This is a genomic window from Aquimarina sp. RZ0 (assembly GCF_008370685.1).
In the GTDB taxonomy this organism is placed as follows: domain Bacteria; phylum Bacteroidota; class Bacteroidia; order Flavobacteriales; family Flavobacteriaceae; genus Aquimarina.
Genome location: NZ_VTZU01000062.1, coordinates 1 through 15,576 on the forward strand (window position 1 = coordinate 1; position 15,576 = coordinate 15,576).

The following is a 15,576-nucleotide window of genomic DNA, read 5'->3' on the forward strand; positions in this document are numbered from 1 at the left end:
ATGCTTCCAGAAAAAGAGCAGGAAATGCAACTCAGAACTATTCTGTATTGCTCAAAATGGCACTCAACTTATTGAAAAATGAAAAAACAGAAAAACAAGGTGTCAAAAGAAAAAGACTCAAAGCAGCTTGGGATCAAGACTATTTGATAAAAGTCCTAAATGTAAGGACATGATATTAAATTAAATAGATCATAATTTAAGAAAATTAACAAAGCATGAGTTTGCCCTGATATGATATTGTACCATTTCTGATCTAAAATCAACTAGTTAACTTTGTTTTTATTCGTTTACAATACCATTTCTCAAATGGAAATTATACGATTTGTGATTAAAAAATTCGTATAAATTCATTGAATTATTTTTTCTTTATGCAAGGCAAAAAAATCAAGCATAGCTATAGCTACGGTTTATTTTTTAAACGAAGTAGAAAGGAAAAAGAAACGATGAATATGCGAAATTTTTAGTTATAAATCGTATTACTTGCTAAAATCATTTCTTTTTGTTCACACTTCAAAATAAAAAAGGATCAATAGTGTTGCTGTCTATGAATTTTCTTTATTGTCTGAATTAAAAAATAATTTAATTCAGTTTATGGTGATTTCATCTAATGTTGGTATAGCTTGAAAATAAAAAGAAGTCTTAGGCTATGGTTACAACTTAATGCTTTCCGTTTTTTTTAAACAAGAAATTGCAGTTTTTTATTTGAGTATTTCTAAAACAGAAATAATAATATGTTTTCGGTTTTAAGAAAAAACAAGAAACATGAATGGTTTCATTTTTAAATTGGAGGTAGGATTGCAAGTTAAAAATCCTTGTAGTTTTATATCAATTCTATGTTATAGGGATTAAGGTAGGTAACACTTTAGTAAATAGGTTAATAGCTTTGTAGAAATCCCTTAAAGTTAGTTCTTTAAATAACTTGAATTTCTTTTTGAAATCGATGCGAATAGAGAAATACAATATGTTCCGGATAAAATTTCACTATTAAAATGATATAGTGATGAAGTTTTTTTGGAAAAATTAAAGAAAAGTATTTTTGTTAGTCGCTTTTATTTGTGAGAGGTTAGGTAGCAGGTAAATTATGTAAAGAAAGAAAAGACACCCATTTTGACATGGGCGTCTTCTATTTTTACAATTTATTATTGGTGATAATAAATATGATATTTTAATTATGTATGTGTAAACTAATTTCTAGAAGTCATTGAATTTATCATCAGAGATATCATCTGCTTCTGTTCCTGCATCATACCCTAAACTTCCGTTAGGTAATAAATCCAAAGATAAACTGAAAGAAGGAACATTAATACCATCTTCTGTCTTAACAGTGTGATAATCTAAAATATCTTCTCCTCTTTCGTATAAAGCATTCTTTGTGAATACACCTTTAACTTTTCCGCTAATTTTAGTTTCCTTCCAGTTTTTACCGTATGCAATTACACAGTAATACTCTCCTTCAGGAATGTTTCTTATATATTGAGTTTGATTACTGTTTATATAAACAATTCTTATAGTTTCGTCTTTGTCTCTTGTGTTTTCAGCCATTTTTACAAGCTTCACAACAACATCAGTATTTTTACCAACTTCGATTTTAAGATAGTTGTCTAATTTATATTCAAACTTTCCTTTGAATTTATTAAATGACTTTGGTGTATCACCAGTCCTATAAGTCTTCTTCTCCCAACTAGCAAACTTACTTTCTCGAGTTAGTTTTGACGGAGCCGCTTTTGCTCTATTTCTAGCGGTACTAGAGTTTGCGCTTTTGCCTGCTGATGCAGTACTTGATTCAATCTGAGTTCTTCCAGACTTACCATTACTTAAAGTTCTTTTATTTGCTTCTTCTAAAGCTTTTTGCGTTTCTGCTAATTCTGCTAATCTTCTTCTTTCGGCAGCAGTTTTATTTTGATTTGCGGCAGCTGCTTCAGCTGCTGCGGCTGTGGCCTCAGCCTCAGCTAATCTTAATTGTCTTTCTGCATTAGCGATAGCTTTTCGTGCTGCTTCTGCGGCTGCAATTTTTGCGGCCTCAGCAGCTTTAATAGCTTCTTCTGCAGCCATTCTGGCAGCATTTTTTCTAGCCTCAGCAGCTTTTGCAGCTCTTTCAGCTTCTGCTATACTACTATCTTGTGCTAATAATTGGGTTTGTACAAATCCATTACCATTTTTGTGCTGTACAGTACTCCAGTCTCCATACCCAGAACTAATAACATATACTTGAGTTCCTTGAGGGATCTCAGCTATAATATCAAAATTAGCACCTGGTCCAGTTCGTAATTCTAACTTGGCGGTAGCCATTAAATATCTATCCATTTTGCTTATCTGTGCAAAAGTGGTAGAGGTCATCACCAATAACAAAATAAATGTAAAAATTGATTTCATAATCTTTCTGTGTTTACATAATTAAATTTAAAATTAAAGCAGATTAGGGTTGTCTTTAATAATTTAGGTATTATCCTTTTAATGCTTTTTAATTTTTAAACGATTTTAAAAGTTAATATTCAATAATTGAATCTCCAAAAAACATGCCAAAACAATTTTACGACAATTTTGACCTCTTCATAAACACTATTAAAAGTGTGAGAAAAACAAGGTTTTTTAAAGAACTTATTCGTGATTAAACACTTTATTTTCAGCTAGTTATAGTTAGTTTTCTTTAGTAAAACTTCAATTTTATTTTTTAATTAGCTGTAATGAAAACTGTTAAATCATAAACAAAAGTAATGTATAAATCTGAAAAACACAACTTGTTTTGAGTTTATTTGTATAAAAATAAACTTTTTTTTTCATGGATTTGTGTTTTTTAACGATATTTTGTGCTCTTATGTCTGATTTATCTAAAATTTTAAAGCCGTCATGTCGGTGATTTTTAGACGGCTAAAAATATGAAATTCCCCGCTTTTTTCTAGAAAATTTGTACTCAGTATTTTTATGTTTAGTGGTGCGCTTTTTTGAGTGATTTACGCTATGCGTGCATAGTTTTTGTGTTTTTAAATCTATAGTAAAAGACTGTAAAGCTCATTGTTTTAGCTTGTTTCGAAGTGTTTATTGTGTTTTTGGGTTTGTTTAGGTTGTAACGTAGTAGTTCTTTGGTCGCGCTATATGAATTCATAATTTTTGATTTAATAGCGGTGTTATTTAACTTAATTATTCTGTGGGAAAAAAACGTGTTTTTTACATTTAAAATAAAAAAGTCAGAAAGATATGACTTTTTTATAGTGTGAGAACTTACTGAGAATATGATAGTGATTCGTTAGAATGTGTATATATGTATCGAGAAATCGATTTCAGTGTTTTTTCTTTATCAAGTTGGGGAACTTTCTTTTAAATCTATTTAACCTGGGGATTGAGACGTTTTGGATATATCTGTTATTTGGATTCCTTTTTTCATAATCCTGATGATAACCTTCTGCTTTCCAGAATATTTGAAAAGGAGTGATCTCTGCAGCTATTTTTCGGTTTATTTTTTGGCTAAGTGATTTCTTTTTTTCTGTGATTATCTTTTTTTGTTCGTCATTTTGGTAAAATATAATAGATCTGTACTGTGAACCTCTATCTGGACCTTGTCCATTTATTTGTGTAGGGTTTTGAGATCCAAAATATGCGTCAACCAAAGAAGAAAAAGAAATTATTTTAGGATTATATAGTACTTCTACCGCTTCAGCATGGCCCGTTCGACCTGTGTTGCTGGATTCATATGTTGGGTTTTTTGTATGTCCTCCAGCATATCCGGATATCACCTCTTCTACACCTTCTATGTTTTCATAAATAGCCTCTACGCACCAAAAACATCCGCTTGCAAAATAGGCTCTTTCTAATCCATTAATAGTTTCTGTTTGTACCGGTTTTATGTTTTTTGCGGGCGATGTTGCGGTTTTTTGATTCTGAGTTTGACTATTTCCCTGGCAACTACTAAATAAAAGTGAAATGCTTAAAATACTATATAAGAGAGTTTTCATAAATAACTTATTTTGTATAGAATAGTCTTGTTTTGATTTTAAACCTTTCATTTTTAGATATTAAATTATTCAAGTGTTTTTTGTTGTTTCTAATTCAAAATTACGTACTATTTTTTTTCTTTTTTACTCGATAATCGAGATTTAAATGCTCTGGGGCTTGCCTCGAAATCAACTTTTTTTTTCAATAAATGCTTCGTGCTTGCCTAGAGGTAGTTTACTTCAAAATAAAATGAGACTGTTATAGTAATGTTTTGATTTTCTTTTTACAAAAACAATAAATTGCCGCTTTTTATTCGGGTGTTTTTAAAATAAGATTGAATTATTAGATCTTGTTTTTGGTTGGTGTTTTATAAATATATCGATTATTTTTAAAGTATTGATAATGATGAGCTATTGATTATGAATAAGTGTTTTGAGTTAAGAAAGTAATAGGTATAAAAAAAAGGCTATCAAACTTGATAACCTTGTTTTGTTAAAATTATTTGGAGTTTAATTTATCCATTCATAGATATAAGAAACTCATCGTTGTTTTTTGTTTGTTTAAAACGATCATTGATAAACTCCATAGCTTCTACAGGATTCATGTCTGCAAGGTATTTACGCATTACCCACATTCTTTGTATGGTAGTTTCGTCCAGAAGAATGTCATCCCGTCTTGTGCTTGAAGAAGTGAGGTCGATTGCTGGGAAAATTCTACGATTAGAAATTTTTCGATCTAATTGTAATTCCATATTACCGGTTCCTTTAAATTCTTCAAAAATAACTTCGTCCATTTTTGATCCGGTTTCTGTTAATGCTGTAGCAATGATTGTTAGGGAACCTCCGTTTTCGATATTACGGGCTGCACCAAAGAAACGTTTTGGTTTGTGTAATGCATTGGCATCAACACCTCCACTTAGAATTTTACCGGATGCAGGTTGTACTGTGTTATAAGCTCTGGCTAGTCGTGTAATAGAGTCAAGTAGAATCACCACATCATGACCGCATTCTACAAGTCTTTTTGCTTTCTCTAGTACAATATTCGCAATTTTCACGTGTTCGTGAGCTTCTTTATCAAATGTAGATGCTATAACTTCGCCACGCACATTACGTTGCATATCAGTTACTTCTTCGGGTCTTTCATCGATTAGAAGGATCATTTGGTAAACCTCGGGATGATTTGCTGCTATAGCATTTGCAACATCCTTCAGTAGCATGGTTTTTCCAGTTTTAGGTTGCGATACGATCATCCCACGCTGTCCTTTTCCGATTGGGGAGAACAGATCCATTATTCTGGTAGAGATCGTACTTTGTCTTTCTGCTAGTTTAAATTTTTCCTGAGGGAAAAGAGGTGTGAGGTGTTCAAAAGAAACTCTGTCTCTTACTACCTGAGGATCTAATCCATTAATTTTATTTACTTTAATTAATGGGAAGTATTTTTCTCCTTCTTTAGGAGGTCTTACTTGTCCCAGAACTGTATCGCCAGTTTTAAGACCAAAAAGTCTGATTTGAGACTGTGATACATATATATCATCCGGAGAAGAAAGATAGTTATAGTCACTTGATCTCAAAAAACCATAGCCATCCTGCATGATATCTAATACACCTTCACTTTGGATGATTGCATCAAATTCATAATCAGGTTCTTTGTAACGATTTCTATTATCTCGATTGCCATTGTCTCGACTGTTACCGTTATTTTCTTTTTTGTTGTTATTACGGTTTTTGTTTTGAGGCTTATCGTTACTTCGGTTTTTATTGTCCTTTCTGTCTTCTTTCTTAACTTCTTTTTTGTCTTCTCTCTTATCTTCCCTTTTGGGTTGAGGTTTTTTGTTTTCTATGGTATCACTGTTTTTAACGGTATCATTGTTCTTAACGGTATCATTATTCTTAGTGATGTCATTGTTCTTGGAAGTGTTCGCTTCCTTAGGTATCGGTTTTGAGGTGTTGTCCTTTTCTCTAGGAGTATCATCCTCTTTTTTAGTAGAAGAATTCTGAGTACTGGACGCTTTTCGAGGTCTTCTTTGTCGAGGCACAGGAGTTGGCTTCGGTTTTTTGTTTTCAGTTTTATCAGAAGGTTCTTCTGTAATAACTTCTTTTACCTTAGTTGGATTCGTGGCTTGATAATCAAGTATTTGGTATACCAAGTCTAATTTTTTCATGGTGCGAAATTTAGGTACATTTAAACTTTTCGCAATTTCCTGTAGCTCAGGAAGCTTTTTCGCTTTTAATTCAGAAATCTCTAACATTTAAATTTGTTATATAATTTAGGTTCTGGTATTAAATTTTCTAAAGAAGAATTCTAGGAAAATTTCGTTATGAAGGTAAGTAACCTAAATATAATAAGTTACATATTTTGAATTGCAAGTATACGACTTTATTTTTGATTATTTACATTTAATTATAAAAAGAAACTCTTATTTTTGCTTCTCTAAAAAATAGAAGGGGTTTAAATGATACAAAGAATACAGACTGTTTATTTATTATTAGTAGGGATATTGAGTGCAGGAGTTATGGCAATCTTACCTTATGGTACTGATAAAAATGGAGAAGCTTTGTTGGCTCAGGATAATTTTTTAGTATTGGGATTATATGTTGGATCGGCTATATTGGCTTTGATAACTATATTTTTATTTAAAAACAGACAGCTTCAATTTGTATTGGGGCGTATCAATATCTTATTAAACTTTATTTTACTAGGAGTATTTGTTTATTGGTCACTAACATTATCTGGAGAAACTGTTGTTTCTGAGAAAGGTATTGGGATGATGATTCCTGTTATTTCTATCGTTTTATTAGTGGTAGCCAATAAGGCTATCAAGAAGGATGAGAATCTCGTAAAATCTGTAGATCGATTGCGATAAACCTAAAATCTTAGTAGTATTAGTGCGTTAAGACTCGGAGTATGCCAACTCCGAGTCTTATTTTTTTCCTAATTCGATAACTTCCAGATTTTCGATCTTTCCGGTATCTAAGGTGAACCTGAGCATAGTACGTACTTTATGAAACCCGTGTTTTCCTGCGGCTCCGGGATTCATATGTAATACTCCGTTTTTTTTATCCAGAATTACTTTTAGAATATGGGAGTGTCCGCAAATAAAAAGTTTTGGGGGATTAGATTTTATTTCTTCTCTTGTATTGATATTATATTTTGGGGGGTAACCTCCGATATGTGTTATCCAAACAGAAACATGCTCACATATAAATCGTTGATGTAAAGGAAAAGAAACTCTGACTTTGTCATCATCGATATTTCCATATACGGCTCTTAATGGTTTAAGATTTTCAATTGCATCTGTAACTTTTAGATCTCCAATGTCTCCAGCATGCCAGACTTCATCTGCTGCTTCTATGTAATGGAGTATACGGTCATCTATATAGCTATGCGTATCGCTGAGTAAAAGTATTTTTTTCAAAATAAGTAATAAGAACTATTTATGATATTTAGTAAACTGAGAGTAAGCTACACGATACTTCTCTATTTTATGAAGTATATTTGTGCTTAGAATTTTAAACAAAAATAAGATAAACCTTTGAGATATTTTGTAGAATTATCCTATAACGGTACTTCATATCATGGATGGCAAAAACAACCGAATGCTATTACTATTCAGGAAGTGCTGGAAAGTTCTTTATCTACTTTGTTAAGTAGTAAAACTGAGGTTTTTGGCGCCGGTAGGACAGACGCTGGAGTGCATGCAAAACAAATAATCGCACATTTTAATCATGAAGCCTCATTGGATGCTGATCGGTTAGTATATAAGTTAAATGCAATTCTTCCTGCCGAGATAGCTGTAAAGAAGATTAGCCGGGTTCACGAAAATGCGCATGCCAGGTTTGATGCAATAAGCAGATCTTATGAATATATTGTAACTCTTTCCAAAGACCCTTTTAAGATAAAGAGGGCATATTATATAAAGAAAGACTTAGATATTAATTTAATGAATAAGGGTGCTAAATTACTGTTAAACTACACTAATTTTAAATGTTTTAGTAAGTCTAAAACCGATGTAAAAACGTATAATTGTACCATAACAGAAGCTAAATGGGAAAGAAAAGAAGACGTATTGATTTTTAGCATTTCTGCTAATCGTTTTTTGAGAAACATGGTGAGGGCAATTGTCGGTACTCTTATAGAGATCGGAGAAAATAAACTAAGTATTGACGATTTAATACGTATCATCAAAAGCGAAGATCGCGGAGAGGCTGGATATTCTGTGCCTGCACACGGTCTTTATTTGACTAAAGTGCAATACCCAATAACAATATATTCAATATAAATATGGCAAAAAAGGCCGGAAATGCATTCGATTTTAAGTTGTTTAAACGATTAATTAGTTATACTGATTCTTATCGTTTTACATTTTATTTTGTTGGATTATCTGCTATATTACTATCTATATTTGCTGTGCTAAAGACGTATCTTTTGCAGGAAACTATTGATGAAAGTTTTATTCCAAAAGATAAAGATCTAATTGTGTATTATATCAGTTTAATGCTGACAGTTTTATTATTGGAGGTTATTTTTCAATTCATGTTTATTTATTTTGCTAATTGGTTAGGACAAGGGATAATCAAAGATATTAGAGTGGATCTTTTTGAGCATATGTTGGGCTTTAAAAAACAATATTATGACCAATCAGCGGTAGGTAGATTAGTAACACGAGCAGTCAGTGATATGGAAACTATTGCTAGTATATTTAGTCAAGGGCTTTTTATGATTGTTAGTGATTTACTAAAAATGTCAGTTATTCTTGGGTACATGATGTATAAAAGTTGGCAACTTACCTTGATAGTACTATTAATATTCCCAATTATAGTGTATGCTACAAGAATTTTTCAAAAAAAAATGAAAACTGCTTTTGAAGAAGTAAGAACTCATGTTTCTGATTTAAACTCTTTTGTACAAGAGCGTATTACAGGAATGAAGATCGTTCAATTATTTACCAGAGAAGACAGAGAATATAGAAATTTTAAAGAAATTAATGAAAAACATAAAAAAGGATGGATCAAAACCGTTTGGTATAATTCTATCTTTTTCCCTATTGCAGAAATGACCAGTTCAATAGCGATTGGGATGATTGTCTGGTATGGTGGCTTGCAAGCTACACAAGGAGGTGTGATTACATTAGGAGTGGTGATCGCTTTTATCGAATTATCACAGATGCTTTTCAGACCCTTACGCCAGATAGCTGATAAGTTTAATACACTGCAGATGGGTATGGTAGCTGCTAATAGAGTGTTTGAAATATTAGATACAGATTCTAAAATTGATGATAGTGGTGAATTGATATTAACAGACGTGAAAGGAGCTATTGATTTTGAGGCAGTACGTTTTAGTTATATTGAAGATGAAGAAGTGTTAAAAGGTGTTTCATTTTCTGTAAAAGAAGGAAATACAGTTGCAATTGTTGGAGCAACAGGCGCCGGAAAATCTACCATTATTAATTTACTCAGCAGATTTTATGAGATAGACAGTGGTACTATTTTTATTGATGGCAAGGATATAGATTCATTGGATTTAAGATCCTTAAGAAGTCATATAGCAGTAGTATTGCAAGATGTATTTTTATTTGCAGATACGATTCTTAATAATATCACACTCAACAATCCTGATATTAGTGAAGACCAGGTACATCAGGCAGCAAAAGAAATAGGAATTGATGATTTTATAAAAAGCCTTCCTGGAGGATACTATTATAATGTAAAAGAAAGAGGAGCCATGCTTTCTTCTGGTCAGCGACAACTGATCTCTTTTTTAAGAGCTTATGTAGCTAACCCTGATATTTTGGTATTAGATGAGGCTACATCTTCTATAGACTCTCATAGTGAACAATTAATACAAGATGCGACAGATAAGATAACAAAAGGGAGAACATCCATAGTAATTGCACATAGATTGGCAACGATCAGGAATGCAGATAAAATTATAGTAATGGATAATGGTGTCGTCGTGGAGCAAGGGAATCATAATGAACTATTAGAAATATCAGACGGATACTACAAAAATCTATATGATGTTCAGTTTAATGAGATGAAAGAGGTTTGATCCACTATATGATATTTTTTTAATGTAGCTGTCTGCCAAAAAAATGAAAAAGTTACATTTAAGCGAGATAGACAAAAAAATGTAGTCTGAGGAAGTAAATTCAGGTTGCGAAAGATGTTTTATGTTTTTTTATAAAAAATAAAGTATCCCGAAGAAATGACTATAATCTATCCATATATGATTTTTACTCTTTTCTCGTAAAACTTACATATAAGGAATGATACTGAAAATCATGATGAAATTTTTATTAACTTCTGTAAATGGAATGATGATTAGTATTTTATGCCATTTACAGAAGTTGTTTTTATACCAGTTCTTGGATGAAATCAGGATAAACCGAATCTAAAAGAAATGATTTTAGTAGGTAATTTCATTTGAGGATGGTATTAGATATTGATTCATCCTAATGAGTTTTTTTATTGTCTTTGAAGAGTAAAGGTTGTTGTAAAAGAATTACTGGCTAACTTTTTAGCGTCAGAAGTCAACGCATATTTTACTCCCGAGTGTGTTAAACTTGTAAAACTAAATTGAGGAAATGATCCACTATTATGGGTAAAAAATTCTTCAGCATCTTCTCTACTTGCTGTACATGATAAGTAGTTGTTGGCTTGCGTCCCATTACTTGTTCTTTCTAATTGGGTAAGGTATTTACCATTGCTTCCTTTAATAATAACTTTTCTACCGCCTATGTCAATAAACTCAAATTTTTCCCATGATCCCACCGTGTTTCTAATAGCGTTGACAGGTTTATTACCGTTTTCACTACTTAAGTAATTACCATTAGGAGCTTGGATGCTGAAATAAGCTGCAGTCTCAGCTTTCGCTGTATCAAAATTTGTTTGTTTTAGATTTTCTTCTGGAGTGTCATTTACATTATCTTTTTGGCAAGAAAAAAACATCATGCTGCTAATTAATGATGCAATAACGAATAACGATTTGGATTTAAAAATTTGAATCATTTTTTTTTAAAATATTTGGTTAATAAAATTTAAGTTGCTTAAAAGGTCTTCTTTTTAGCAGTTTATTCTGGATGCAAAAGAAATGATTTAGGAGAAAAATCCCTAGGTTAAGCTCAGTAAATATTGATAATGTTTGCTAATTAATTTTAAACGAAACCTTTAGAAGAAAGGGGAGAGGATAATAACTCAAGCTAGATTTTTTTTTAAAAAGTTAGGAATATTATGTTAAGAAAAACGTAACGTAATGATTTTTTGTTTAGTATGTTTTTTACAATATTCATTCCTCTGTTTTTTTAGCATACTGATGGGAGTTTTTCATTGGTACCTTTGTTAGGGTTAAAAATCAAAATCAGGACATAAAACGTGAATTTTTGGAGGGAACGGTAGTGCTCCAGATAAATTCTGTAAGGAGTTCTATGATTTTTTCTGATTAAACAAGATCTTTTTTTATTTTTTCAATGAGTTCTTCTGAAGTCTTGAAAATAACAAACTCTCCATTTTTAACATACGATATTTGACCAGTTTCTTCACTGACCACTAGTGCTAATGCATCAGTTTTTTCGGTAATACCGACTGCGGCACGATGGCGTAGCCCAAAACGCAAAGGGATATCTCGATCATTTGTTACAGGTAGAATCACCCTGGTAGCTACGATCCTATTGTCTTCTACAATCATGGCACCATCGTGTAATGGACTGTTTTTATAGAAAATGCTTTCAATTATAGGAGTTTTAACCAAAATTTCTAGTTCATCACCTGAGGTTTTTACAAAATCAAGTGAAGTATTTCTTTTAATTATGATAAGAGCTCCGGTAAAGGTACTTGCCATTTTTTCGCAGGCCTTGATAATCGCAGCAATATCTGTGATACTATCTTCTGGTGTATCACGTATGAATTTTAGTTGGCGTAAAAATTTGCGTCTTCTTCCAAAATTGGTAGAGCCAATCATTAATAGAAATTTTCTGATTTCTTGTTGAAAAACAACGATAAGCGCAAACATTCCTACTCCAATGAACTCACCTAATACACTACTCAGCATCTCCATAGCCAGAAACTGAGTGAGTTTCCAGACCAGATAAATCATCACAATGCCAATAAAAATATTAATTGCGGCAGTTCCTTTAACCAACTTGTAGACATAGTATAGTAAAAGTGCTACAAGAACTATATCTAAGACATCTAATATTCTGAGGTTGATTAAATCCAACTGCATGTGTTTCTGTAAAAATAGAAAAATTAGTGAAACTCTGATTTGAAAAGCTTAAAAAAGGCTATTCGAATAAAAAACTTTACTGGATAATCGAGATTTAAATGCTCCGGCTTGCCTCGAAATCGAAATATTTTTTTCAATAAATGCCTTGTGGATTTTCCTCAAGGTAGTTTGCTTATTAACAGTGGTGTACTGATTAAACGATTTCGCAAGATTTACTTGTGATATATATTCATTAATGATATACATTCCATAGCTTCTTTTACATCGTGAACTCTTAGTATCGAACTTCCATTAAGCAGCGCTATTGTGTTTAATACAGTGGTTCCATTAAGTGATTCAGCTGGATTTATATCTAAAATTTTGTAAATCATAGATTTCCTTGATATTCCCGTAAGAATCGGTAAGTCGTGTAATTTTAGCATTTCTAATTCTTTGAGGAGTTCATAATTTTGCTGTACGTTTTTAGAAAAACCAAACCCTGGGTCAATAATGAGATCATAGATACCATTTTTTCTGGCATCCGCAATTTTTTTAGAAAAATACAACTGAATATCTTTTACGAGGAGATCATATTGATGCAAGGATTTCATAGTTTGGGGAGTACCTACCATATGCATCATTATATAAGGGACTTTTAATTCTCCTATCATAGGAATCATGTCAGTATCAAGATTTCCTGCCGATATGTCATTAATAATAGCTGCCCCTATATCGATGCAACTTTTTGCAATTTTACTTCTGAATGTATCAATTGATAATATACAATCAGGAAACTTATTTTGTAATAACTCTACCACAGGTAAAACTCTTTTCTCTTCTTCCTGCATCGTAATATGATCCGAACTGGGTCTTGATGAATATGCTCCAAGATCTATAAAAGTAGCCCCCTCTTGCAGCATTTTTTCTACCTGTTTTAGAATATCATACTCATTTTTATATGCTCCACCATCATAAAATGAATCAGGTGTAAGATTAAGAATTCCCATTACTTTGGGTGTAGATAGATCGATTAACGAGCCTTTGCAATTAATTGTCATTAGAGAGTAAGCTGTTTTTTTAGATTTTAATTGGTATAATTCCCATATTAAAGCGAAATTTACGCAAAATTGAACAGTTTTATGCAGGATACGTCTACACAATATGATACAGTAATTACCAAGTGTCGTGATCTTTTTATAAAAAAAATGAAAGATTATGGCAGTGCCTGGAGGATTTTAAGATTACCATCGCTTACAGATCAGATCTTTATAAAAGCACAAAGGATACGAAGTTTACAAGAACAGGATGTAAGAAAAGTAGATGAAGGAGAGATCTCAGAATTTATAGGGATTATTAATTATAGTTTAATGGCTTTGATACAGATAGAGAAGGGAGTTGTAGAACAACCGGATTTATCTACAGACGTAGCCATAACATTATACGATAAACATAGTGGTATTGCTAAAGAGCTAATGATGAATAAAAATCATGATTACGGCGAGGCTTGGCGCGATATGCGAGTGAGTTCCTTAACAGATCTGATTCTCCAAAAGTTACTCCGTGTGAAACAGATTGAAGATAATAAAGGAAAAACCTTGGTAAGCGAGGGGATAGATGCTAATTATCAGGATATGGTTAATTATGCTGTTTTTGCAATGATACATCTGGGAGAAAGTTGATAGATTAGGATTTATAAAATACTGTTAAACTAAAAGAGACAAGGTGTAAAGCATAGTATCTTGTCTGCAATAATTTAAAAACTACCATCAAAAAATGAAAATACTAGTTTGGTTTTCCAGAATATTTGTAGCAGCTCTGTTTCTGTTTTCGGGTTTTATAAAATTAAATGACCCTGTAGGTTTTTCTTATAAGCTTCAAGAATATTTTGGAGAAGGAGTATTAAACCTGGAATTTTTGATCCCTTATGGATTATTGATTGCTGTTTTTCTGGTGATTTTTGAAGTTATTGTTGGGGTTACATTGTTGTTAGGATACCTGCCTAAGTTTACTGTTTGGTCTTTATTACTAATGATAGCCTTTTTTACATTTCTTACTTTTTACTCAGCATACTTTAATAAAGTGACAGATTGTGGTTGTTTTGGGGATGCACTTCCTTTAACACCTTGGGAGTCATTTACCAAAGATCTTATTCTCCTGGTATTAATATTAGTACTATTTTTTGGAAAAAAGTATATAACTCCTATTTTACCAGTAGCTTCTCATAAGTGGATTGTTTTTATTAGTTTTTCTGCTTGCTTGGCATTTGCCTATCAAGTATTAATGCATTTACCAACATTTGATTTTAGAGCGTACAAAATAGGAACAAATATACAAGAAGGGATGTCGGTTCCCGAAGGTGCTCCAGAAGCAAATTTTCAATACTTCTGGAAGTTCGAAATTGATGGAAAAGAAGAAGTAGTTACTACAAAAGGAGAGTATCCACAAGTGAATGGTAAATATATAGGTGTCGAAACAAAAATGATCGATGAAGGATATATACCACCGATTCACGATTTTGCAATAGAAAAAGAAGGAGAAGAGTATACAATAGAATTTCTTGAAAAAGAAAACCTGGTATTGATCATTATGTATAATCTGGCAAAAAGTGAAGGTGAAGGGATGAGTGTAATAAAAGGTTTAGCTGATAAAGCATATGCTCAGGGATATGATGTAATAGGTCTTACCGCTTCTTCGCCACAAGCGATCTCTCAGAAAAAACAACAATACAATCTAGAATTTGATTTCTATAATACAGATGAGACTGCACTAAAAACAATTTTACGCTCTAATCCGGGAATTGTTAAATTAAAAAGAGGAACTATTACAGAAAAACTGCACTGGAATGACGCAGATAAATTAGTATTAGATAAAGTAGAAAGATCAAAACCTAAGATTAATAAAAACCTTAAAAGACAGTTAGATAGTATTGTGAAATTAGATCAGGAAGGTAGAAATGCTGATAATATTTCCTGGGAAGAGCAGAAAGTCGTGGATAGCACCAATACTATCTTTATAGAAAATGTTTTTAAAAGATATGGATACCCGGGACGAAGCCTGGTTGGAGAAGAAACTAGTATAGCTGCTTGGTTGGTTATTCAGCATTCTGATAAAATAGGAAAATATTTACCGCTAATCAAAGAAGCAGGAGAGAAAGGAGAGCTTGATTATACATCGGTTGCTATGATGGAAGATCGGTATTTTATGCAACAAGGTCTCGAACAAAAATATGGTACGCAAGGTCGCACTATTAATAGTAATAAAAATAGCCCAATACAATTAATCTGGCCAATTAAAGACCCGGAAACCGTAAATGAACGAAGAAAAGAAGCTGGGTATAAAACAACGGTAGAGGAAAATGCTAAAAGATTATACGGAGAAAATTTTGAGTATAAAATATATACACTTGAAGAAGTTAAGAAACTAGACCCTAATATTAACGAATAAGGA

Annotated in this window: 13 protein-coding genes; 6 read left to right on the forward strand and 7 right to left on the reverse strand. The window is 32.2% G+C overall.

What is annotated here, in order from left to right; genetic code table 11:
• Nucleotides 1–173: transposase (locus tag F0000_RS20325; RefSeq protein WP_368668122.1), on the forward strand; the 173-nt coding region annotated here is incomplete at its 5' end.
• Between the two features lie 1,018 nt (nucleotides 174–1,191).
• On the opposite strand, the gene F0000_RS20330 is transcribed toward F0000_RS20325, so the two are convergent.
• The 3 genes from F0000_RS20330 to rho all read right to left on the reverse strand — a co-directional run bounded on the left by F0000_RS20330 (nucleotide 1,192) and on the right by rho (nucleotide 6,178).
• On the reverse strand, nucleotides 1,192–2,373 hold the full coding sequence (locus F0000_RS20330) for an SH3 domain-containing protein (RefSeq protein WP_149626563.1): 1,182 nt from the start codon (nucleotides 2,371–2,373) through the stop codon (nucleotides 1,192–1,194).
• A gap of 905 nt (nucleotides 2,374–3,278) precedes the next feature.
• Nucleotides 3,279–3,950 carry a peptide-methionine (S)-S-oxide reductase MsrA gene (msrA, locus tag F0000_RS20335; protein WP_149626564.1) on the reverse strand — a complete coding sequence of 224 codons (672 nt, stop codon included), beginning with the start codon at nucleotides 3,948–3,950 and terminating at the stop codon, nucleotides 3,279–3,281.
• Nucleotides 3,951–4,444: 494 nt separating this feature from the next.
• Nucleotides 4,445–6,178 carry a transcription termination factor Rho gene (gene rho / locus F0000_RS20340; RefSeq protein ID WP_149626565.1) on the reverse strand — a complete coding sequence of 578 codons (1,734 nt, stop codon included), beginning with the start codon at nucleotides 6,176–6,178 and terminating at the stop codon, nucleotides 4,445–4,447.
• 204 nt (nucleotides 6,179–6,382) lie between these two features.
• On the opposite strand from rho, the gene F0000_RS20345 reads away from it, so the two are divergent.
• Nucleotides 6,383–6,793, forward strand: coding sequence for a DUF4293 domain-containing protein (locus F0000_RS20345; RefSeq protein ID WP_149626566.1), 411 nt, complete (start codon nucleotides 6,383–6,385; stop codon nucleotides 6,791–6,793).
• 57 nt (nucleotides 6,794–6,850) lie between these two features.
• Here F0000_RS20345 and F0000_RS20350 read toward each other — a convergent pair whose 3' ends face one another.
• Nucleotides 6,851–7,345, reverse strand: coding sequence for a metallophosphoesterase (locus tag F0000_RS20350; protein WP_149626567.1), 495 nt, complete (start codon nucleotides 7,343–7,345; stop codon nucleotides 6,851–6,853).
• 117 nt (nucleotides 7,346–7,462) lie between these two features.
• Between F0000_RS20350 and truA the strand changes: the two genes are divergently transcribed.
• Both truA and F0000_RS20360 read left to right on the forward strand, forming a co-directional pair.
• Entirely contained in the window at nucleotides 7,463–8,209 is a 747-nt protein-coding gene (gene truA, locus F0000_RS20355) for a tRNA pseudouridine(38-40) synthase TruA (protein WP_149626568.1), read from the forward strand.
• Between the two features lie 2 nt (nucleotides 8,210–8,211).
• Nucleotides 8,212–9,978 carry an ABC transporter ATP-binding protein gene (locus F0000_RS20360; RefSeq protein WP_149626569.1) on the forward strand — a complete coding sequence of 589 codons (1,767 nt, stop codon included), beginning with the start codon at nucleotides 8,212–8,214 and terminating at the stop codon, nucleotides 9,976–9,978.
• A 416-nt stretch (nucleotides 9,979–10,394) separates the two neighbouring features.
• Here the strand turns inward: F0000_RS20360 and F0000_RS20365 are convergent, their stop codons facing one another.
• The 3 genes from F0000_RS20365 to folP all read right to left on the reverse strand — a co-directional run bounded on the left by F0000_RS20365 (nucleotide 10,395) and on the right by folP (nucleotide 13,187).
• Nucleotides 10,395–10,937, reverse strand: coding sequence for a hypothetical protein (locus F0000_RS20365; protein WP_149626570.1), 543 nt, complete (start codon nucleotides 10,935–10,937; stop codon nucleotides 10,395–10,397).
• A gap of 430 nt (nucleotides 10,938–11,367) precedes the next feature.
• On the reverse strand, nucleotides 11,368–12,150 hold the full coding sequence (locus F0000_RS20370; protein ID WP_149626571.1) for a diadenylate cyclase: 783 nt from the start codon (nucleotides 12,148–12,150) through the stop codon (nucleotides 11,368–11,370).
• A gap of 212 nt (nucleotides 12,151–12,362) precedes the next feature.
• Entirely contained in the window at nucleotides 12,363–13,187 is an 825-nt protein-coding gene (gene folP / locus F0000_RS20375; RefSeq protein WP_149626572.1) for a dihydropteroate synthase, read from the reverse strand.
• 81 nt (nucleotides 13,188–13,268) lie between these two features.
• Here folP and F0000_RS20380 point away from each other — a divergent pair, with 81 nt between their 5' ends.
• Both F0000_RS20380 and F0000_RS20385 read left to right on the forward strand, forming a co-directional pair.
• Nucleotides 13,269–13,808 carry a DUF1599 domain-containing protein gene (locus F0000_RS20380; RefSeq protein WP_149626573.1) on the forward strand — a complete coding sequence of 180 codons (540 nt, stop codon included), beginning with the start codon at nucleotides 13,269–13,271 and terminating at the stop codon, nucleotides 13,806–13,808.
• A gap of 94 nt (nucleotides 13,809–13,902) precedes the next feature.
• On the forward strand, nucleotides 13,903–15,573 hold the full coding sequence (locus F0000_RS20385; RefSeq protein ID WP_149626574.1) for a BT_3928 family protein: 1,671 nt from the start codon (nucleotides 13,903–13,905) through the stop codon (nucleotides 15,571–15,573).
• Nucleotides 15,574–15,576 lie beyond the last annotated feature (3 nt).